The organism is Fuscovulum ytuae (assembly GCF_029953595.1).
In the GTDB taxonomy this organism is placed as follows: domain Bacteria; phylum Pseudomonadota; class Alphaproteobacteria; order Rhodobacterales; family Rhodobacteraceae; genus Paragemmobacter; species Paragemmobacter ytuae.
In genome coordinates, this window is sequence record NZ_CP124535.1 from 202,821 (window position 1) to 222,948 (window position 20,128).

18 protein-coding genes are annotated in these 20,128 nt (G+C 60.7%); 8 read left to right on the forward strand and 10 right to left on the reverse strand.

The window, feature by feature from the left end:
* Positions 1 to 138: 138 nt before the first annotated feature.
* From QF092_RS00980 to QF092_RS01005, 6 genes are all read right to left on the reverse strand, one after another.
* Positions 139 to 2,229 carry an oxidoreductase gene (locus QF092_RS00980; protein ID WP_281466735.1) on the reverse strand — a complete coding sequence of 697 codons (2,091 nt, stop codon included), beginning with the start codon at positions 2,227 to 2,229 and terminating at the stop codon, positions 139 to 141.
* Positions 2,230 to 2,239: 10 nt separating this feature from the next.
* On the reverse strand, positions 2,240 to 3,004 hold the full coding sequence (locus QF092_RS00985) for a nitrilase-related carbon-nitrogen hydrolase (RefSeq protein WP_281466737.1): 765 nt from the start codon (positions 3,002 to 3,004) through the stop codon (positions 2,240 to 2,242).
* Positions 3,005 to 3,065: 61 nt separating this feature from the next.
* Positions 3,066 to 4,094 (reverse strand): extracellular solute-binding protein, encoded by a 1,029-nt coding sequence (locus tag QF092_RS00990; RefSeq protein WP_281466739.1) that lies wholly within the window; start codon positions 4,092 to 4,094, stop codon positions 3,066 to 3,068.
* A gap of 18 nt (positions 4,095 to 4,112) precedes the next feature.
* Positions 4,113 to 4,916, reverse strand: a complete 804-nt coding sequence (locus tag QF092_RS00995; RefSeq protein WP_281466741.1) for an ABC transporter permease — start codon at positions 4,914 to 4,916, stop codon at positions 4,113 to 4,115.
* Positions 4,913 to 5,833 (reverse strand): ABC transporter permease, encoded by a 921-nt coding sequence (locus tag QF092_RS01000; protein ID WP_281466743.1) that lies wholly within the window; start codon positions 5,831 to 5,833, stop codon positions 4,913 to 4,915. The genes QF092_RS00995 and QF092_RS01000 overlap by 4 nt, the downstream gene beginning before the upstream one ends.
* On the reverse strand, positions 5,833 to 6,888 hold the full coding sequence (locus QF092_RS01005) for an ABC transporter ATP-binding protein (RefSeq protein ID WP_281466745.1): 1,056 nt from the start codon (positions 6,886 to 6,888) through the stop codon (positions 5,833 to 5,835). The genes QF092_RS01000 and QF092_RS01005 overlap by 1 nt, the downstream gene beginning before the upstream one ends.
* 75 nt (positions 6,889 to 6,963) lie before the next feature.
* On the opposite strand from QF092_RS01005, the gene QF092_RS01010 reads away from it, so the two are divergent.
* The 3 genes from QF092_RS01010 (at position 6,964) to QF092_RS01020 (ending at position 9,953) form a co-directional block, all read left to right on the forward strand.
* Positions 6,964 to 7,758 (forward strand): helix-turn-helix transcriptional regulator, encoded by a 795-nt coding sequence (locus QF092_RS01010; protein WP_281466746.1) that lies wholly within the window; start codon positions 6,964 to 6,966, stop codon positions 7,756 to 7,758.
* An 88-nt stretch (positions 7,759 to 7,846) separates the two neighbouring features.
* Positions 7,847 to 9,331 carry an aldehyde dehydrogenase gene (locus QF092_RS01015; RefSeq protein ID WP_281466748.1) on the forward strand — a complete coding sequence of 495 codons (1,485 nt, stop codon included), beginning with the start codon at positions 7,847 to 7,849 and terminating at the stop codon, positions 9,329 to 9,331.
* 232 nt (positions 9,332 to 9,563) lie between these two features.
* Positions 9,564 to 9,953 carry a response regulator gene (locus tag QF092_RS01020; protein WP_281466750.1) on the forward strand — a complete coding sequence of 130 codons (390 nt, stop codon included), beginning with the start codon at positions 9,564 to 9,566 and terminating at the stop codon, positions 9,951 to 9,953.
* Positions 9,954 to 9,968: 15 nt separating this feature from the next.
* Here QF092_RS01020 and QF092_RS01025 read toward each other — a convergent pair whose 3' ends face one another.
* The 3 genes from QF092_RS01025 to QF092_RS01035 all read right to left on the reverse strand — a co-directional run bounded on the left by QF092_RS01025 (position 9,969) and on the right by QF092_RS01035 (position 12,191).
* On the reverse strand, positions 9,969 to 10,331 hold the full coding sequence (locus QF092_RS01025; RefSeq protein WP_281466752.1) for an Hpt domain-containing protein: 363 nt from the start codon (positions 10,329 to 10,331) through the stop codon (positions 9,969 to 9,971).
* A 4-nt stretch (positions 10,332 to 10,335) separates the two neighbouring features.
* Positions 10,336 to 11,661, reverse strand: coding sequence for a sensor histidine kinase (locus QF092_RS01030; RefSeq protein ID WP_281466754.1), 1,326 nt, complete (start codon positions 11,659 to 11,661; stop codon positions 10,336 to 10,338).
* Between the two features lie 119 nt (positions 11,662 to 11,780).
* Positions 11,781 to 12,191, reverse strand: coding sequence for a hypothetical protein (locus tag QF092_RS01035; protein WP_281466756.1), 411 nt, complete (start codon positions 12,189 to 12,191; stop codon positions 11,781 to 11,783).
* 532 nt (positions 12,192 to 12,723) lie between these two features.
* Between QF092_RS01035 and QF092_RS01040 the strand changes: the two genes are divergently transcribed.
* Positions 12,724 to 13,311 (forward strand): acyl-homoserine-lactone synthase, encoded by a 588-nt coding sequence (locus QF092_RS01040; protein WP_281466758.1) that lies wholly within the window; start codon positions 12,724 to 12,726, stop codon positions 13,309 to 13,311.
* Here QF092_RS01040 and QF092_RS01045 read toward each other — a convergent pair.
* Positions 13,247 to 14,353: a response regulator gene (locus tag QF092_RS01045; protein ID WP_281466760.1), complete on the reverse strand. Its 1,107-nt coding sequence runs from the start codon at positions 14,351 to 14,353 to the stop codon at positions 13,247 to 13,249. The two genes, QF092_RS01040 and QF092_RS01045, sit on opposite strands and share 65 nt — an antisense overlap.
* Before the next feature lie 413 nt (positions 14,354 to 14,766).
* Here QF092_RS01045 and QF092_RS01050 point away from each other — a divergent pair, with 413 nt between their 5' ends.
* The 4 genes from QF092_RS01050 to QF092_RS01065 all read left to right on the forward strand — a co-directional run bounded on the left by QF092_RS01050 (position 14,767) and on the right by QF092_RS01065 (position 20,067).
* On the forward strand, positions 14,767 to 16,110 hold the full coding sequence (locus QF092_RS01050; protein ID WP_281466762.1) for an NAD(P)-binding domain-containing protein: 1,344 nt from the start codon (positions 14,767 to 14,769) through the stop codon (positions 16,108 to 16,110).
* A gap of 268 nt (positions 16,111 to 16,378) precedes the next feature.
* Positions 16,379 to 17,764 carry an ammonium transporter gene (locus QF092_RS01055; protein ID WP_281466764.1) on the forward strand — a complete coding sequence of 462 codons (1,386 nt, stop codon included), beginning with the start codon at positions 16,379 to 16,381 and terminating at the stop codon, positions 17,762 to 17,764.
* A 22-nt stretch (positions 17,765 to 17,786) separates the two neighbouring features.
* Complete coding sequence (locus QF092_RS01060) at positions 17,787 to 17,951, forward strand: hypothetical protein (RefSeq protein WP_281466766.1); 165 nt, start codon at positions 17,787 to 17,789, stop codon at positions 17,949 to 17,951.
* A 352-nt stretch (positions 17,952 to 18,303) separates the two neighbouring features.
* Positions 18,304 to 20,067 (forward strand): trimethylamine N-oxide permease, encoded by a 1,764-nt coding sequence (locus QF092_RS01065; protein ID WP_281466768.1) that lies wholly within the window; start codon positions 18,304 to 18,306, stop codon positions 20,065 to 20,067.
* Positions 20,068 to 20,128: the final 61 nt, after the last annotated feature.

The following is a 20,128-nucleotide window of genomic DNA, read 5'->3' on the forward strand; positions in this document are numbered from 1 at the left end:
TGGGGGGAACCTAAACAGGAGGGGCTGCAGGTCGCATGGGCGTATCTGGCCAATGCAAGTGATGACCCACTCTATTCATTTTCGAACATAAATGCGTGGAAACGGCCTGTTTTATGGCCAAATACTTGTGTTTTTCGCTTATGGCGTGAGATGGGTGGCAGGCATCAACTCTGCGATCTCGCGCCGGAAGGAGAGGGCATCACCAAGCGGCGGAGCATCCAGTTCTTCGGCATAGCGGCGGCCTGCATAGGTGGCCCATGCTATCGGGCCGGGGGCTGCTGCATCGCCGATCAGCTTGATCGACGCGATCCCCGCCCCCTGCCAATCCTGAGCCCGCAGCGCGTGGTAAAGCGCGTCTTCCGGTCGGCGGGAGGTGACCATGAGGACGGCATCGCAGTCAAGCGTGGTGGTCTTGCCGCTCCACAGACAGGTCAGGTCGGCGGCGTTGGCGTGGATCGTGTCAGGGGCGTGGGACAGGTGGATGGTCACGCCAAGATCGGCAAGGCGGCGCTGGATGGTGGCCTGTTCCAGCGTGTTGTCGGTCCATTCCGCAACCTTGACGGCGGGGGTGACGAAATGCACGCGGCAGCCGCGCGCGACCAGCAGTTCGGCAAGCACGGACCCCATGTAGAAATGATCGTCATCGTAAAGAAGGACGGTGCCCCCCATGGGACCTTCCCCCGCCATCAGGTCATCGGGCGTGAAGATCGGCATCGCCGCATCGGTGGGGATTGGGTGCAGATGCAGCCTTGCCACGGCGTCGCGCCGCCAATGGCATCCCGTGGCGATGGCGACGTGCTGGATGCCGAAACCAAGGATGTCGTCGGCGGTCAGGCGGCTGTCGAGATAGGTCTGCACATTGGGCATCGGCGCGATCTGACCCGTACGGTAATCGGCCACGCGGCCCCAAGCGGACAGGCCGGGAAGCAGCCGTTCCCGCGCCACACGGCCCCCCAGAACGGTGCCCGCCTCGGCCAGCGTCACCTGATAGCCGCGCTTGCCAAGGATATGGGCCGCCTCGAGCCCCGCAGGGCCCGCGCCAACGATCAGCACGCTCTCCGACGCGCCCTTGGGATGCATCCGTTCAGGATGCCAGCCTTTGCGCCATTCCTCCATGAAGGCGGTGTTTTGGGTGCAGCGGCTGATGCCTTGGGTCATGTCGCCGGAAACGCAGATGTTGCAGCCGATGCATTCGCGGATGTCGTCGAAACGGCCTTCCTCGATCTTCTTGGGCAGGAAAGGGTCTGCGATAGAGGGGCGGGCGGCCCCGATGAAATCAAGGATACCCGCCTTGATCTGCCGCACCATGGCATCGGCGCTGGTGAAGCGGCCCACGCCCACCACGGGTTTCGAGGTCAGCTCCTTGATCCCCTTGACCAGATCCTCCTGCGCGCCTTCGGGTTTGAAGCGCGAGGTGCCAGAGCAGGCCTCCCACGTGCCTTGGGCCAGATCCCAGATATCGGGCAGGTCGCCATGCATTGCGATGAAATCGCGCAGTTCGGCGTTGGAAAAGCCCATCTCGCCCGCCTCGTGCAGCGACAGGCGGAGGGAGATGGCCATGTCTCCCTTCGTTTCTTCGCGCGCCTCTTCCACGATCTCGCGCAGAAAGCGCGCGCGGTTTTCAAGGCTGCCGCCATATTCATCGGTTCGATGGTTGGTGTTGCGCGACAGGAAATGTTGCAGGATGCCAAAGCCATGTGCGCCATAAAGGCAGATCAGGTCGAAGCCAGCGGTCTGGCTGCGGCGAAAGGCATTGCGGAACCAGCGGCGCAGGTCGCGGATATCCTCGCGGTCCATGGTGCGGGCTTGTACGGGATCGGAGGTGAAGGTCAGGATTGGCCCGCCCGTCACGGCCAATGGCACCTCGCGCGAATAGAGGTTGGGGCCGTTGATGCCGGAATAGGCCAGCTGGATGCCCGCCAAGGCGCCATGGCTTTTCATCGCTTCGGCCATCCGGGCCAAGGCGGGGATGTCGCGGTCATCCCAGAGATGCTGTTCGATGAAGGGGGTGATTTCGGATGTTGGGTGAATTTCGGTCTGTTCGGTGAAGATCACGCCCCAGCCACCTTCGGCCTTGGTCCGGCGCATCTCGACCACGGCAGAGGGGTCGCGATAGCCGCCGCCGTTGCAGTGCGGCACTTGGTAAAAGCGGTTCTTGGCAACCTTCGGCCCGATGCGGACGGGTTCGAAGAGGATGTCATAGCGGCTGTCGCGGGTGTCTTTGGGCATAAGGCGGGCCTCAGATCGGGCGGTAATCAATCAATTGGGTCTGCATCAGCGCGGGGTCCGGCTGGCGGTCGATATCGGCAACCAGCAGGGCAGGGCCGGGGCCCGCGGCAGCAAGGACGGCCGCATCGGGTGCCGCGATGACAGAGGCGCCGCAATAGGCGATATCGCCTTCTGTGCCGCAGTAATTGGCATAGACGATGGTCACGCCGTGGTTGATCGCATGGGCCGGCACGACCAGACGGCTGACATGGGTGTTGGGTTCGGGGTTTGCGGTGGGCACAAGGATCAGGTCGGCCCCCATCTCGGCAAGGCTGCGCACCAATGGCGCGAATTCAATGTCATAGCAGATGAGTAGGGCCGCCCGGATGCCGCCCAGATCAAAGACCGATACGGCATCGCCAGGGGCGTAGATGGATTTTTCGCGCGGGCCGAAGAGTTGGACCTTGCGGTAATGACCGATCTCGCGGCCTGCCGCATCGAGGGCGATGGCAGAGTTATAGATGCGCTCGCCGTCCCGCTCGGCATAGCCGATAACGATGCCGCAGCCATGGCTTTGGGCCAGCGCGGCAAGGCGTTGGTGCCAAGGTCCGCCACGCAGCTGCGCATGGGCGGGAATATCGGGTTGGTTGTAGCCGGGCAAGAATACCTCGGGCGCGACAAGGGTGATTGCCCCCATGGCCGCGGCGGCACGCAAGGCGGCGTCGAGGGCGGCGAAGGCCGCCTCGTCCGATCCATCGGGCGAAGGGCCTTGCCAGAGGGCGATGGGAAAGGACATCGGGTCTCCTGCACCGGGATGGGGGGAGTGGGGGGCCAGATGCGGCCCCCCGCGCGTTTCGTCACTTTTTCAGGTTGGTCCAGATCGCGTCGTAGAATTGCTGGGTTTCCTGATCGCAGACCTGAATGAAGCTGCCAGCCGGGGCATCGGCGGGCGGGTTGTTTTCGGGGCTGCTCTTGATCGCGTCATCAAGGAAGGGTTCGACCCCCGACACGCCCGAGATATAGGCGGCATAGTTCGTCACCGCCGCGGAATTTTCCGGCTGAAGCAGGAAGTTCATGAATTTCAGCGCATTCTCGCGGTTGGGCGCGTCCTTCAGCAGAACGACGTTATCCATCCAGACGACATAGCCTTCCTTGGGATAGGCATATTCGACATTCGCCCCTTCAGCGCGGGCCTTGGCGGAAAAGCCGTTGAAGATCATCCCCGCCGCCGCATCGCCCGACACCAGCACATCCTTGGCCGTATCCGACCCGAAAGAGGCCCAATGCTGCTTGGCGTTGATCAGCATGTCATTCAGCGCCTTGAGCTGTTCCTTATCCTGCGAACATTGCGGGATGCCCAGATAGAGGGAGCCAAGCGCCAGCACCTCGCCCTGGCTGTCGAGGACGTTGATCTTGCCCTGCAATTCGGCGGGCGGATCGAAGATCATGGCCAGCGTGTTGATATCGCCCTGATAGACATCGCGGTTCACCGAAAAAGCGGTGGAACCCCACTGGTAGGGGATGGAGGATTGGCGACCCGGATCGAAGGGCACGTCCATCCATTGCGGGGCGATATTGCCGAAATTGGGCAGATCCTCGGGGGCGAAAGTATCCAGCAGGCCTTCGCCCTTCATGATGGCGACCATGTAGTCGGTGGGCACGGCCACGTCATATTGGCCCATCTTCCCGGCTTTCAGCGCGGCGAGCATGGCTTCGTTGCTGTCAAAGGTGTCGATCGTCACGGTGATCCCGGTTTCGGCGGTGAATTTATCCACCAGTTCCTGGGGGATGTATTCGAACCAGTGATAGACCGAGAGGTTGCCTTCGGCCTGCGCCGCCCCGGAAAGAAGCGCAAAGGCGGTGGCGGTGGTGAGTAGCTTTTTCATGGATGACTCCCGTTGGGTTCAGGATCGGGTTCTTTGCCCGATGCGGTTGACGAGGTAGGACAGCGTCACAAGGATCACGGATACGGCCAGCAACATGGTGGAAATTGCCATGATGTTGGGTTTGATCCCCTGCTTGACCGATCCGAAGATGGCGGTGGGCAGGGTCTCCATCCCGGCACCCTTGACGAAATTGGTGATGATGAAGTCGTCAAGCGAGATGATGAAGGCCAGAAGAAAGCCCGACAGGATGCCGGGCATCATCAGCGGCAGCAGGATCAGGCGGAAGGCCTGTGCCCGGCTGGCATAAAGGTCGCGCGCCGCCTGTTCATAGGTGTCTTCGATCCCCTGCAGCCGGGCCGCGATGGGCAGATAGGCAAAGGGGATGCAGAAGGTGATATGGGCGATCAGGATCGTCAGGTATCCGGTCGTCAGCCCGATTGTGGAAAAGAAGATCAGGCAGGCCACAGCCACGACGATTTCAGGCACCATCAGGGGCAGGTTGATCAGGGCGAAAGTCGCCGATTTCCCTCGGAACCGCCCGCCCCGGATCATCGCCACGGCCGCGGCCACGGCGATGGCGGTGGCGGTGGTGGCGGCAAGAACGGCGATGGTGATGGAATTCCACGCCGCCGCCTTGAAGCGCGGCGCTTCCGGTCCAGTGAAGACATCCGCATACCAGCGCCAAGAGAAACCGCCCCATGTGGTGATGGAGGTGGATCCGTTGAAGGAATAGATCATCACCACGATCAGCGGCGCATAAAGGATGACAAGGCAGGCCACCGCCATGGGCAGAAAGCCGGGATAGTGGCGCACGCCCTTCATCGCGCCTCCTCTTTCGCCTGCGCGCGGGCGTAGATCATCAGCACGATCAGGACGAGGGTCATCAGGATCATCGCCGCCGCCGCGCCAAAGGGCCAGTTGCCCTGCGATCCGCGGAATTGTTCGTCGATCAACGAGCCGATCATGAAGGTCTTGGCGCCCCCCAGCAGGTCGGGCGCAAGAAAGGCGCCGAGCGAGGGAACAAAGACAAGGATGCAGCCTGCGATGATGCCGGGTTTCACCACCGGCAGCACAATCTCGCGCAGGGTGACCCAGCGAGAGGCGTACAAGTCTGCCGCCGCCTCTGACAGGGCGAAGTTATAGCGTTCCACGGCAGCATAGATCGGAAGCACCATGAAGGGCAGGTAGCTGTAGAACAGGCCCAACTGCACGGCGAGGTTGGTGTTCACCAAGGGAAGCGGGTCCGAGATGAGCCCGATGGACATCAGGCTTTCGTTCAGGGGCCCGTTTTCGCGGATCAGGAATTTCAGGCTGACCGTGCGGATCAGCAGGTTCACCCAATAGGGGATCGTGACCAGAAAGAGCCAGACCGCCCGCGCTTTGGGGGGCCGTGTCGCGATGAACCAAGCGGTGGGAAAACCCACGATCAGGCAGATCAGCGTGGCAAGTGCTGCCTGCCAGATCGACCGCCAGAAGATGGTGATATAGGTCCATTCGATGGTGGGCGGTTCATCCCCGAAAAGGCCCCGGTTCAGAAAGAACTGGTCATAGGCGGCCAGCGTGAAATCCCAGATCACGCCGCCCCGGAATTCCTTGGTCAGGAAGGAATAGACGGCCATCAAAAGGACGGGCAGCACGAGGAAGATGCCGATCATCGCCCATGTCGGCAGGAGAAGCGGCCCCACAAGGCCACGATAGCCCGTACCATTGCCTTTGGGCGGGGGCGTGATCCCGGCCATCAGTCGGCCAGAAGGCGGGCCGCGCCTTCCTCCAGATGCAGAGCGACGGCGCTGCCGGGGGCGGGGATTTCGGTGCGGGCCGAGTTTTGCAGGCGCACATGAAATTCCTCACCCGTGGGCAGGCGGGTCAGAAGTTGCAGGTCCGTGCCCAGATAGACCACGCGATCCACCACTGCCGTCAGATCGCCCTCTATGGCTAGCGACAGACGTTCGGGCCGGATCGACAAATGATGCTTGCCCGGCCCGTTTCCAGCAGCGGCACAGGTGATGGCATGGCCGCCGGGCAGGATGACATGGGCGGTGTCGCCTTCGACTCGGTCCACCATCACCTCCAGAAGGTTCGTCTCACCGATGAAATCGGCCACGAAACGGTTCAACGGCGCCTCATAGATATCGCGCGCCGTTCCGATCTGCTGCACCCTGCCTTGGGACATGACGGCGATCCGGTCCGACATCGTCAACGCTTCTTCTTGGTCATGGGTGACGAAGATGAAGGTGATGCCTGTCTGTTCCTGAAGGGTCTTCAACTCTACCCGCATGGCCTGCCGCAACTTCAGGTCCAACGCGGAAAGCGGTTCATCCAGAAGCAGAACCTTGGGTTCCGGGGCCAAGGCGCGGGCCAAGGCAACGCGCTGCTGCTGGCCCCCCGAAAGCTGTGACGGCAGGCGATCGGCAAAAGCAGAAAGGTGGACCATTTCCAGCATCCGGCCCGCGCGGGCGGTGCGTTCGGACAGGCCTACCCCCTTCATCTTCAGCCCGAAGGCCACATTTTCCAGCACGGTCATGTGTGGGAAAAGGGCGTATTGCTGGAACACGGTATTGACGGGGCGGTGGTTTGGTTCCAGCCCGGCGATATTCTGGCCGAACAGATGGATTTCGCCTTCGGTCACATCCTCGAACCCCGCGATGCAGCGCAGAAGCGTGGTCTTTCCGCAGCCGGAAGGGCCAAGCAGGGTGAAGAATTCATTATCCGCGATGGCAAGCGATACGCCGTGCAGCGCGGTGGCGGTGCCATAGCGCTTGACCACGGAACGGATGTCGATGGCAGTTGACATGCGGCCCCATACCCCTTGCAGTATGAGGGAAGGTTAAGTTTGGCCCGCGCGGGGGGTATATACCCCCAGAGAGGTATGATGCATCCGCTGCCCAACAGCGCCGAGGGACAATTGGCCCAAGTCATCCGCCGCATCGGCGGGGCGGGTTTTGAGGGCGCGTTGCAGGATTGGTTCCGCCGCTGTGTGGCACCCGACAACCTGATCATCCTTGCCTATCGCGATGCTGGGCCGCCGCAGGTTCTGTTTCGCCAATCGGACCAGCCGCAGGTCTTTTCGCAACTCGACAGCACCTATCTGGCGGGGGCCTATCTTCTGGACCCTTATCACGACCTACATGTCAGCCGGGTTCCGGCGGGGGCTTATCGGTTGCGCGACGTGGCCCCCGATGCTTTTCACCGCAGTCGGTATTTCCGCGAATATTACCAGCAAACGACACTGGTGGATGAGATCACCTTCGTCCTTTACCCGGTGGCGGATGTGTCCCTTAACATCTGCCTTGGCCGCGATGCGACCTCGGCCCAGCCCTTTTCGGCCCGCGAGGTGGAGTTGTGCCAGCGCCTTGCCCCGGTGGTGACCGCGCTGGGTGAGGCGCATTGGCAGGGGCTGCGCGCCGAACGGGGCGCGGCGGATGATGTGACGACGCAGCTCATGCGTGGGCTGGAAGGTGCGCGGGGGATCCGCCTGTCGCCCCGGCAGGCGGAAGTTGCTCTTTTGATCCTGCGGGGTCATTCCACCGTGTCCATCGGTTTGCGGCTGGGGGTCAGCGCGCAGACGGTGAAGGTCTTTCGCAAACAGCTTTACGCCCGCTGTGGGATCACCTCGCAGGCTGAGCTTTTTGCGCTTTTGCTGCCGCTTCTCGCCACGGGTTAGGTTTTTCCGAAGCAGCGGGGCGGAAATCTGTTGTCACAAGTGGCGGGTGCGGCTGGCAGTTTGGGATTGCGAACAGGGGGGATGGGCTATGGCGGATGGATCGGATTGGCGGGCCTTGGCGGCAGGGATCGCGCCGCGCACGGGGCTGTGGATCGACGGGCAATGGCAGGAGGCGGCGTCGGGCGCGCGCTTTGCCACGGTGAACCCCGCCAATGGCGCGGTGCTGGCCGAGGTGGCGCGAGGCGATGCGGCGGATATCGACCGCGCTGTGCAGGCCGCGCGCCGCGCCTTTGACGATGGGCGCTGGTCGCGCAAATCCCCGGCCGAACGCAAAGAGGTGCTGCTAAAGCTGGCTGCGCTGATCCGGGCCAATGTGCCGGAACTGGCGCTGCTGGATACGTTGGATATGGGGAAACCTATTGCCGAATCCTCGACCATCGACGCGCCCGGGTCGGCGCATTTCTTTCAGTGGCATGCCGAGGCCATCGACAAAATCTATGACGAGATCGCACCGACAGGCCCCGGCGATATCGCCATGATCCGGCGCGAGGCGTTGGGGGTGGTGGGGGCGGTTGTGCCGTGGAACTTCCCCCTCGACATGGCGACGTGGAAATTGGCGCCTGCGCTGGCTGTCGGGAATTCGGTCGTTCTGAAACCGGCGGAACAGTCGCCGCTTTCGGCCCTGCGTCTTGCGGAACTGGCAGCCGAGGCCGGACTGCCAGAGGGCGTTCTGAACGTTGTGCCGGGCTATGGACATGAGGCGGGGCAGGCCCTGGGCCTGCACGCGGATGTGGATTGCCTTGCCTTCACCGGATCGACCGAGGTGGGCAAGCTGTTCCAGACCTATGCCGGGCGGTCGAACATGAAACAGGTCTGGCTGGAAACCGGGGGCAAATCACCCAACCTGATCTTCCCCGATGCCGATCTGGACCGTGCCGCCGACATGGCTGCCTTTGGCATCTTCTTCAATGCGGGCGAGGTTTGCTCTGCCAATTCTCGCCTGCTCGTCCATCGCGACGTGCATGACGCGATGGTCGAGCGGCTGGTCGCCCGCGCAGGTGCGGTGGTGCAGGGCGATCCGCTGGATATGGCTACAACGATGGGGCCGATGGTGGATAGCCACCATGCAGGCCGGGTGGCCGGTTTCATCGACCGTGCAAGGGGCAGCGGGCGGCTGGTGACAGGGGGCGAAAGGATCTCGCGCCACGGATCGGACGCATGGATCACGCCCACGATCTTTGATCGGGTCGACCCAAACTGCGAATTGGCGCGGGAAGAGGTGTTTGGCCCCGTCCTTGCCGTGATCCCCTTCACGGATGAGGCAGAGGCGGTGCGCATCGCCAATGATACGGCTTATGGGCTTGCCGCATCTGTCTGGACGCGCGACATTGACCGCGCCTTCCGGGTCAGCGCGGCGCTTCGGGTTGGCACTGTTTCCATCAACACGGTGGATGCGCTTTCGGCGATGACACCCTTTGGCGGGGTAAAGCAATCCGGCTTTGGGCGTGATCTGTCCTTGCATAGTTTTGACAAGTACAGTGCATTGAAGACGGTCTGGGTAAAGTTAGGCTGACGTTGCGGAAGCCTTTGCGACTCGTTCACAGCTGAGTCTATAAGGTGGCTATGCCGATCCGTTATGATGAATAGTGCGGTGGGGTTGATTGCCCTGCCTCTGGAAACAAATCGTTCTGATAACTTTTGTCGAAAACTGAAAGCAGTGATTGACGCAACGTCACTCCAGCGTCACGCTGTAAGGGTTCACGGGTTGGGGATTATCGGTGGACGGGGCGCTTCGGGGGGTGCCGATGGCAGAGCTTAAACGGATTCTTCACGTCGAAGACGATGAGGATATCCTCATGATCGCGCGTCTGGCCCTTGCCGATCTTGGCGGGTTTGAGGTGCTGCAATGCATGTCCGGTCCCGAAGCGATCGAAAAGGGTGCGGCCTTTGCGCCGAACCTTCTGCTGCTGGACTTTATGATGCCGGAAATGAACGGCTTGCAAACGCTTCAGGCGCTGCGGACGCAGGCGCCGCTTGCCGATGTGCCAGCGATCTTCATGACCGCCAAGCAGATCGAGACCGGCCATGCCGAATTCGACGGACTTGGCGTTTTGGGCAAGATTACCAAGCCTTTCGATCCCGTTGCCCTGTCGAATGACATCATGCGCCTCTGGGGCCAGCGGCCGCAGGCCTAGGCGGGGCAGGGGCCGTTATGGCCCCTTGGCGATGGTTTCTTCGATCGCGTCGAGCAGCGTTTCCAACGCAAGTTCCAACTCGGGTGGAACCTCGATCACAGCCAAGGCCTCTTTCCACGGGTTGAGCATTTCATCCACCTCGCCCGCCACGCGGCCAAGCGATTCGAAGCCCAGAGTGGGCGCCACACCGCGCATCTTGTGCGCGTCTTCCTGCAAGACCCGCATGGTTGCCGGATCGGGATTGCGGAAATCAGCAGAGCGCAGGTAGCTGGTTAGACGTTCACGGCGCGGGGCGAGTGTCGCCACGAAATGCGCGCGGATCGGCGCAAGGCGGGCGGCCAGATCGGCCTGCTGGGGAACATCAGCCTGGAACGTCATATCGTCAGTCCTTCAAGGGAAAATCGATGACAAAGGTCGTGCCTTCGCCAAGTGCGCTTGTGTAATCGACGCTGCCCCCATGCGCCGACATGATTTCCTGTGCAATGCACAGACCCAGCCCGGTGCCGCCATGCGACCGGCGATCCGAAGAATCGACCTGAGTGAATTTTCCAAACACCTTTTCACGCGAATTGGGCGGGATGCCGATGCCATGATCCTGCACCTCGACCCAAGCGCGGCCTGCGCTGCGGCGGATACGCACTTCGACCTTTTCACCCCGCTTTGAGAACTTCACAGCGTTGGACAGAAGGTTGTCCAGCACCTGATGCAGGCGGTCCCGATCCGCCCGCACAAAGACGGGCTGCGCGCCGGGGGAAAAGTCGATGCTGATCCCGTAGGTTTGGGCAAAGGTTTCCATTGCCCCGATGCATTCCTCGACAATGTCGGCGAGGTCAATCTCATCGAAGCTATAGCTCATCTGCCCGGATTCGAGTTTTTGCAGATCGAGCAGATCATTGATCAGCGCAGAGAGGCGGATGCTGTTTTTATGTGCGATTTCAAGAATGTTGCGCGCCTTGGCCGGATCGTTGTCGTAGGCCCCGGTGCGCAACAGACCAAGCGCCCCGTTGATCGAGGTCAGGGGCGTGCGCAATTCATGGCTGACGACGGACACGAATTGCGACTTCACCTCATAGGCGGCCTGCACCCGGTCACGTTCGCGCCGCAACTCATCCAACTGGTCAAGGCCGCGCCTGTAGAGCCTAAGGAAGATGATCGAACATTCGATCACAAAGAACAGCACGAAAACGACGGTAAAGAGTTGAAGCCACAGGAAATTCTTCAGGGGCGGCATCACGGCCAACAGGTCGGACACGGGAATGTAAAGGAAGACGCCCGTATAGACGACCAAGCGCAGAAGAAGGATCTGCGGGATCTGGTGGTTGTTCACCGCCGCGAAGAGGCCCGCCGCAAAAAGGAAGAACAACGGCATGAAGTGGGATGATATCCCCTCCAGATGCGCGACGATCCCAGCCCAGAGGGCGATCGATATGCTGCTGAGCGTGGCCGTCAGGAAGAGAAGGTTCCGGTAGCGCCGCGCCTCGCGCAGGCTGCCGCCTTTCCAGCGCACGATGCGCAAAGACACCCAAGTGTCGGAAAATTCGCAGAACTGGATGAAGAGATAGCAGAAAACTGCGATCTCGATATCGTAGTAAAAGCCGCAAAGAAGGCCCGCCGCCGCATAGATCGTCTGGCGTTTCCAGAACAGCACAAGGCCGCCGTTCACATAATCGCGCACCTGTTTTTCCAGACGCGCGGCACTAGTTTCCATTCGCAGCATCCCGCGGACGTGGCGGCGCAGGCGCGCAATGGCAGATGGCCGCTGATTGCGGTCTGCCTGGCTGCTTGTGCTGAGCGGTGTGGATGTCATTCCCGTGCGGCCTTCTATCCCTAATGCAGCCGTACCCTGCGCAGCGCATCCATGGCCACGTCAATCGTGGCGGGAATCAACTGTTCGGGTAGCGGGACCCGGCGATAATCCAGCATCAGGAAAGTGGTGTCGATGCAGGTTGTCCGATGAGGCACGTAGTTCGTCTGCGAAAATGTTCCATGGGCCTCGATTGCATCGCCCAAGGATATTTCGCCCAGAAAACGTTCCATCAGCGCAGGGTCGGATAGGGTAAAGGTCGTGCGCTGCGGATAGGGGTTGCGTCCGGGCGTGTCTTGCGCGGGTTCAAGCGAGATGTCGACCAGCAGCCGCCGCTCGGGGCGTTCCAGCAAAAGCAGGTCGGCGACTTCGCCGAAGAAGCGGAAGGATTGGAAATAGCGCGGCATCATGGCCCCCAAGGCATGGTCTTGCATCTACCCGCCGCCATCAGAGTGCCGACGGGATCATTACCGCCCCGGTGTCGCGCGTCACTTGGACCATTTTGTGGTCACCCTGAGGTCAATTCTGGCGCTTTCGTGCTGTTCTGGGCCGAATCGCGTAAAAGCTGACTTGCAATATTTCAATTCCACTGTAGGCAGAGTGTTGCGAAATGGGAAACAGTGGTCTGTGGTCAGAACTTGTGCGGATGTCCGGAATCCTCAAATTCAGCAAAAGGGGCTGCATGAGGAGCTACCTACAAAATCTTGTATGGTAAGGATTTTTCGTGATTGCCTATTTGCCACAGTTTCGCCGGATTCGCAGAAAGTGGGAAAAATGGGTTAGCGTTTTGTCCAAGCGCATGCCCTTGTAAATTAACAATTGTTACCAAGTGAGCGCGCAATGGCCAGCCTACCACCCCAAAGACGCGACGCCCGCTTCAACGCGGCGTCGGGTTCCAAGGTGAACGATGGGAAGTCTCTTCCCGCCATCGGACCTGCGCGAGAGGCAGGTGGAACCGGGAACTTGATGCTGACGACAACACTCTCATTCCAGAACATGCACCAACATGGTGACCTGTTCGTGAATCTTCTGCGCGCAAGGCGTAACTCTTTCATCGTAAAGAACAATTGGCGCTTGCCCGAAGCCGAGGGCATGGAGTTCGACCAATACGATACGCCCGCCAGCCGCTGGATCGCCGTGCATGAGAATGGCGAAGTTCTGGCCGGCGTGCGTCTGACCCCGACGACGGCACGGGTGGGCATGTATACCTACATGATCCGTGATGCGCAGCGCGGCATGCTCGAGTCCATCCCGTCGGACCTGATGGATTTCGAGGCCCCGGTGGACCCGAAAATCTGGGAAGCGTCGCGCATCTTCGTATCCAATGCCGTGCCCGCGCGGCTGCGCAAAAAGGTTCAAGGCGATCTGATGTACGAGATGATCCGCACTGCGCGATCCCTTGGGGCGCAGAAGATCATCGCTTTCGGCCCTGCGGTCTGGCCGCGCTGGATCGGGCGGCTTGGCCTGAGGGCCAAACCCGCCGGGCCGGTCATGGAGCTTGACGGCGTGCGGGTGCAGGTTGCTGTGATGGACCTTGACCCACGCCTGCATTAAGCTCTCCGCGCAGGCGCGCCAGATCATCGGTCAGCATCTGGCGCAACATGCCTTCATAGGCGGTGCGATCCTGTTCACCACGATACCGCGCAAGTGACCGTTCCGGCAGGCTGCGCGGCACGGGGGCGGGGGGGCCTGCATTCTGAAGCTTCTTTTCAACCGCTGCTGCCGCCTTGTTCACCGATTGCAGCGATCCAAACCGCGTGATCGATCCAAGCGACATGCGTTCGCCCACGGCGACGGTGATCCCCTGTCCGGCAAGGATCGATCCGTTGATATGCGCCTCGATATCTTCGGGCGTCAGGCGGCTGCGATTGTGGCTGATGGCCAGAAAGATGCCATTGCCGCGATAGGAAAGGACGCTGCCTTCGCCTTCGGTCGCCTCGGCAAAGGCCTGGCCGACCATGCGCAATCGCGCAAGGAATTCGGACGGGCGATGCTGGGCGTGCATGCGTTCCACATCCTGTACCTTCAGCGCGATGACATTTGACGTAAAGAGCCGCGCCCGTGTCAGGGAGAGGATATAGTTTTCGAAAGACAGATAGGCGATCGTGCGGGGCAAGGTGCCCAGATCGACCGGATCATGCAGAGATACGGCCGGGAATGTCTTGATCTCACGCTTGAGCCGTTCAAGCATGGTTTGCGTATCGGCCAGACGGGTGCGTTCTTCAACAAGACGATGGGCCATGCCGATCCGGGCCGAGAGTTCCAAAAGATCGAAGGGTTTGGTGATGTAATCGGTGGCCCCGGCCATGAAGGCGCGCTCGATATAGTCGCGCTGCGACATGGCGGTCAGCATCAGGATGGGCGTTGTGGCATAGGCATGCAGGCCGCGCACCTCGCGGCAGAGGGCGATGCCATCCATGCCGGGCATTTGGATGTCCAGCAGAAGGCAATCGAACGGGGTCGTGGTCGCTGCGATCACGCCAAGCGCTTCATGTGCCGAACGGGCCCTCGACATGCGTTCATGGCCCGCAAGCGCCAGCGCCTCGGCCAGAAGGTCAAGAATCGTGTCGTCATCATCGACGGCGAGTATCTTCATGCTGCAACCAGGTGCCTAGGGCGTCCGCAGGTTGTCACCTACACTCAATCCGCGCGGTCGGACTTCCGCACGGCACAGCAACAGCACTGGCATTACTGAACCCCTTCTCTTCGGGCAAATCATGTCCAGAGCGGGGCAGAAATCCGGCGTTTTGACCGAAAGGATGGGGAATCTTCGGGGCAGGGGGCATATTGTTTCGTTTAAGCTGACGATGAAGCGTTCAGGGCACGTGGGCGCGCGCGGCCTTTCTCTGGACGCAAGACGGGTGGGCCGTCCCGTGCGGGCAGGCTATTCGGGATGGCGTGAAGCTGCGTCAAATTATTTCATCAAGGGAAAATAATTTGACGTGGATTGCGCGCGAGGATTAGCCTTCTGGCAACAAACCACAAAAGACGACTGACATGGAGGGTGACGTGAAGAAACGTGTTGCGGTGATCGGCGCAGGGCCATCGGGGCTTGCGCAGCTGAGGGCTTTCCAATCCGCCAAGGCGAAGGGTGCCGATATCCCCGAAGTCGTCTGTTTTGAAAAGCAATCGAACTGGGGCGGGCTCTGGAACTATACGTGGCGCACCGGGCTGGATGAAAACGGCGAGCCGGTCCATTGTTCGATGTATCGCTATCTGTGGTCCAATGGGCCTAAGGAAGGCCTTGAGTTCGCCGACTATTCCTTTGAGGAACATTTCGGAAAGCAGATCGCCAGCTATCCGCCGCGCGCCGTTCTGTTCGACTATATCGAGGGCCGGGTGAAGAAGGCGGGGGTGCGCGACTGGATCCGCTTTTCCACCACGATCCGCATGGTGAAGTATCACGAAGCAACGGGAACCTTCACCGTCACCGCGCATGATCTGAAGGCGGATCGGATGTATGACGAGGAATTCGATCATGTGATTGTCGCCTCGGGCCATTTCTCGGTGCCGAACGTTCCGGAATATCCGGGTTTCGACAAGTTCAACGGGCGTGTCCTGCATGCCCATGATTTCCGCGATGCGCGGGAATTCACGGGCAAGGACCTGCTGATCATGGGCACGTCCTATTCGGCCGAGGATGTCGGGTCGCAATGCTGGAAATACGGGGCAAAGTCGATCACCAGCACCTATCGCCGCGACCCCATGGGCTTTAACTGGCCCGCGAATTGGGAGGAAAAGCCGGGTCTGGTGCGGGTGGATGAGAATACTGCCTATTTCGGCGATGGCAGCAGCAAGAAGATCGACGCAATCATCCTTTGCACGGGCTACAAGCACCATTTCCCCTTCCTGCCCGATGATCTGCGGCTGAAAACGGCGAACCGGCTTGCAACTGCGGACCTCTACAAGGGTGTGGCGTGGGTGCATAACCCCAAGCTGTTCTATCTGGGCATGCAGGACCAGTGGTTCACCTTCAACATGTTCGATGCGCAGGCTTGGTGGGTGCGGGATGCGATCATGGGGCGCATCGCCATTCCGTCGGACAAGGCGGTGCTTCTAAAGGATGTCGAAAACCGGGTCGCAGGCGAGGATGCGGGGCAGGATGCCCATGACGCCATCCATTACCAAGGCGATTATGTGAAGGAGCTGATTGCCGAGACGGATTATCCGTCCTTTGACGTGGATGGGGCCTGCGAGGCCTTCTTCGAGTGGAAGGACCATAAGAAGAAAGACATCATGTCCTTCCGCGACAATGCCTATAAATCGGTGATTACCGGCACGATGGCCCCGATCCACCATACGCCATGGAAGGACGCGCTGGAGGATTCGATGGAAAGCTATCTGAAGAACTGACCATCCCTCACGCGCATGAATCAACGGCTCCGGTCCTGTACCGGGGCCGTTTGTCTTTTTGCAGTCGCCCCCATTCTGCCGAAAAATTGTGCAATTTCGACGCGCATGTGCCGTTTACGACACTTAATTCGGCCCGCAATTCGCGGTTGGGGAAATTTTTTTCGCCTTGGGTGAATTTCTGGCGCGGCGTCACGCCCCATCCATGGTCTACTTTTCGAACAAGCCGCCTTGGCGACGATCAGGGCGGCACCGACAACAGGGGAAATCGATGGAAGAACAAGTTGCAGCTTTGGCGGCCGAACTTGCCGCCCTTAAGGATGCCACGGCCGGATTGAACCGGACGACGGCAGAAACCTTCTACTACCTAACCATTCCGCTGATGGTGCTGATCCACGCGGGCTTCCTGTCTTATGAGATGGGGGCCTCGCGCGCGAAAAACGCGCTGGCGTCGGGGATCAAGAACATCCTCGCCTTCGCCTTCATCATCCCGACCTTCTACTATGCGGGCTGGTTCATCTATTGGGCCTTCCCCACCGGGTTTTCGATGTCGGCGGGTCCTGCGGGGATCTCTGGCCTTGAATATGCCATCGCGGCGGCAAGTCCGGTTGGGTCGGTGATGGGGCCCAGTCTGGCCGATAGCGCGACGGGCGTCTTCTTTGGGGCCTTTGCGATGTTCGCTGCAACCACGGCATCCATCATGTCGGGCAGCCTGATCGAGCGTATCCAGATCGTGGGCTTTACCATTCTGGCCATTGCGCTGGGCAGCTTTGTCTGGATTCTTGGCGCGGCCTGGGGTTGGCATGCGGATGGCTGGTTGGTCACGAGCCTTGGTTACCACGATTTCGGCGCATCCGGCGTGGTGCACGCCATTGCAGGCTTCTTCACGTTGGGCGTCCTGATCAACCTTGGCGCGCGAATCGGGAAGTTCAATCCCGATGGTACGGCCAATTCGATCCCAGGCCATTCGATGCCGGCAACGCTTGTGGGCCTGATGCTGATCATCGCGGGGTTCTGGGGCTTTCTTATGGCCTGCGTCATCTTCCCGGGTGAACCGTGGTCGTGGGGAATCGGCATCTTTGCCAATATCTACGGCACGCCGGTTACGCTTTCGGCACTCACCTTCAACATCCTGATGGGCTTTGCCGGTGGCGCGATTGCGGCATGGGCGATGACCCGCGATCCGTTCTGGATGATGTCAGGGGCGCTCGGCGGCATCATCTCGGTGGCGGCGGGGCTTGATCTTTACTGGCCGCCGATGGCCTTTGTCATCGCTATGATCGGCGGGGTGATCATGCCGCTCGCTGCGGGTGTTGTCGAAAAGATGCGCATTGACGATGCCGTGGGGGCCGTTGCCCTGCACGGCGTGGTCGGCCTTTGGGGCGTGGTCGCGGTGGGGATCTTCGCGTCGGGCTATCCGGCCCTGACGGCGGAAGGCGCGCCGGCCATCACGCTTTACGGGCAGATCGTCGGTGCTGTCGTGATGGCGGTTCTGGGCTTTGTTCCGGGCTATGTCATCTCGCTTCTGCTCAAGCAAATGGGGCTCTTGCGCGTCCCGGCAGAGTCCGAGGTGATGGGCCTTGATAAGGTCAAGGTGCCTGCGCAGGCCTATCCCGAATTCCTGACGGGGCCTGCCCCCACCACTCCGGCCGAATGAAACGCGGAAAGGACAAAGAACCATGCTGATCGGAACGAACATCACTGACTGGTCCGCCGTCGAAGGCACCTATTACGCAGGTGTCGGGTCAGAGGGCATCTGGCTTGCGATTTCCATCGTGCTTTGCATCGGGGCCCTGGTCCTTGGGGCGCGGCATGAGAAGGCGGCCTATCGGAAGGTGAAATAGACCACAAAGCCCTTGAGAAAAAAGACAAAGGCCCGGGCATCTCGCCCGGGCCTTTTCGCATGGCCAAAGGTGCGCATGTCATGCTGCGGCGCAGCTAGAGGAAAAATTTTTTCGCACAGATAAAAATATCTCGCCTTGTGCATAAGAGCGTGCTTTGTTGCGTGCACCGGACTCGATCGCCTTGGCAGAGCAAACCTGCGCGACGGGGCCCGTCAGGAGGCAGGGCCATAGGCTGCCCTGCAAGCCCAAAGCCGCCCCGACGCGGAAGCCGGGACGGACAAGCAAAAGCCGGAGCGCGGGCAGGGTAAACCCCAAGCAACCGGCGCCAACAGGGAACGAGGGAGTTAACTAAATGTCGTCAACTGCAAGTAACGGCGAGCTGCAACGCGCGCTGGACTGGAAGGGTGCCTTCTGGGTTGCTGCGGGGGTGCCCCCGCTGGTTCTGTTCTCCATCGGCGGGATCGCCGGCGTGGCGGGGCAGGCGGCCTTTGCCGTCTGGATCTTGTCCATGTGCATGGGTTTTCTGCAATCCTTCACCTATGCCGAAATGGCGGGGATGTTCGGCAACAAGTCGGGCGGGGCGTCGATCTATGGCGCGACCGCATGGCTGCGCTATTCCAAGTCGATCGCGCCGCTCTCGGTCTGGTGCAACTGGTTTGCGTGGTCGCCGGTGCTGTCACTCGGCTGTGCGATTGCGGCAGGCTACATCCTGAACGCGCTGTTCCCAATCCCGCATGCCGATAGCCAAGTTGTGGTCGACTGGGTGGCGGCGAACCTTGCCAGCTATACCGAGGCGACTCAGGCGGTGATCGACTACATGGCTGCCAATGCCGGGACTTCGGCCGCCGATGCCATCACGGCAGTGGCCACGGCGGATGCGGTCAGCGCGCTGACCCCCACGATCCGTGTCTGGGAAGCCTATGCCCTGTCCATCCCCGGCCTTGGGACCCTGCATTTCAATTCGACCTTCGTGATCGGCGCGATCCTGATGTTCATCATCTTCGCCATCCAGCATCGCGGCATCGCCTCGACGGCCAGCGCGCAGAAGGTGCTGGCGGTCATCGTTCTGATCCCGCTTTTCCTTGTGGGCATCGTGCCGATCCTGACCGGATCGATCGACATGATGAATGTAAGCGAGATCGTCCCCCCGTCGGTCGCCTATGGCGGCGATGTCGGTGCATGGGATATCGGCGGTTGGACGCTGTTCCTTGGCGCGATGTATATCGCGGCATGGTCGACCTACGGGTTTGAAACGGCGGTCTGCTACACGGCGGAAATGAAGAACCCGGCGACGGACACGTTCAAGGCCATCTTCTTTTCGGGCCTTCTCTGCATCGTCTTCTTCTTCATGATCCCCTTCTCGTTCCAAGGCGTCTTCGGGGCGGCGGGGATGCTTGATCCCGGCATCGTGGATGGCACGGGCGTGGGGGCGGCGCTGTCGTCGATGGTCAGCTCGTCCAATGTGATCGTGCAGATCTTCATCATCCTGATGATCATGGCGCTGTTTCTGGCGATCATGACGGCGATGGCAGGGTCTTCGCGCACGCTCTATCAGGGGTCGCGTGACGGCTGGCTGCCGAAATACCTGTCCCATGTGAACGAACATGGTGCGCCGACCAATGCGATGTGGACGGATCTGGGGTTCAACCTGTTCCTTCTGGCGCTGGCCTCGGATGCGGGGGGGTATTTCTACGTTCTGGCCATCTCGAACGTGGGCTATCTGACCTTCAACTTCCTGAACCTGAATGCAGGCTGGATCCACCGGATCGATTCGGGCCATGTGCATCGGCCTTGGAAGGCCCCGACCTTCCTGATCGGGCTGAACACGGTTCTGGCTTTCGTCAACGCGCTGTTCCTTGGGGCTGGGGCGAAGGTCTGGGGCTATGAGAATGCGCTCTGGTCGGGTGTGGTCTTTGCCGCGCTGATCCTGCCGGTATTCTGGTTCCGCCATTATCTGCAAGACGGCGGCAAGTTCCCGCCCGAAGCGTTGGAGGATCTGGGCCTGTCGAATGGCGATCTGGGCGAAAGAAAAGCCGGTTTCCTGCCCTATCTTGCGCTGATCGGCGGGGCGGCGGTTGTCCTTTGGGCGAACTGGTTCTTCGTCCTGCCGGGCTGATCGGGGCGATTGTAGAAGCAGGGAAGGGCGGTCCAATGGGCCGCCCTTTTTCATGCGGGGA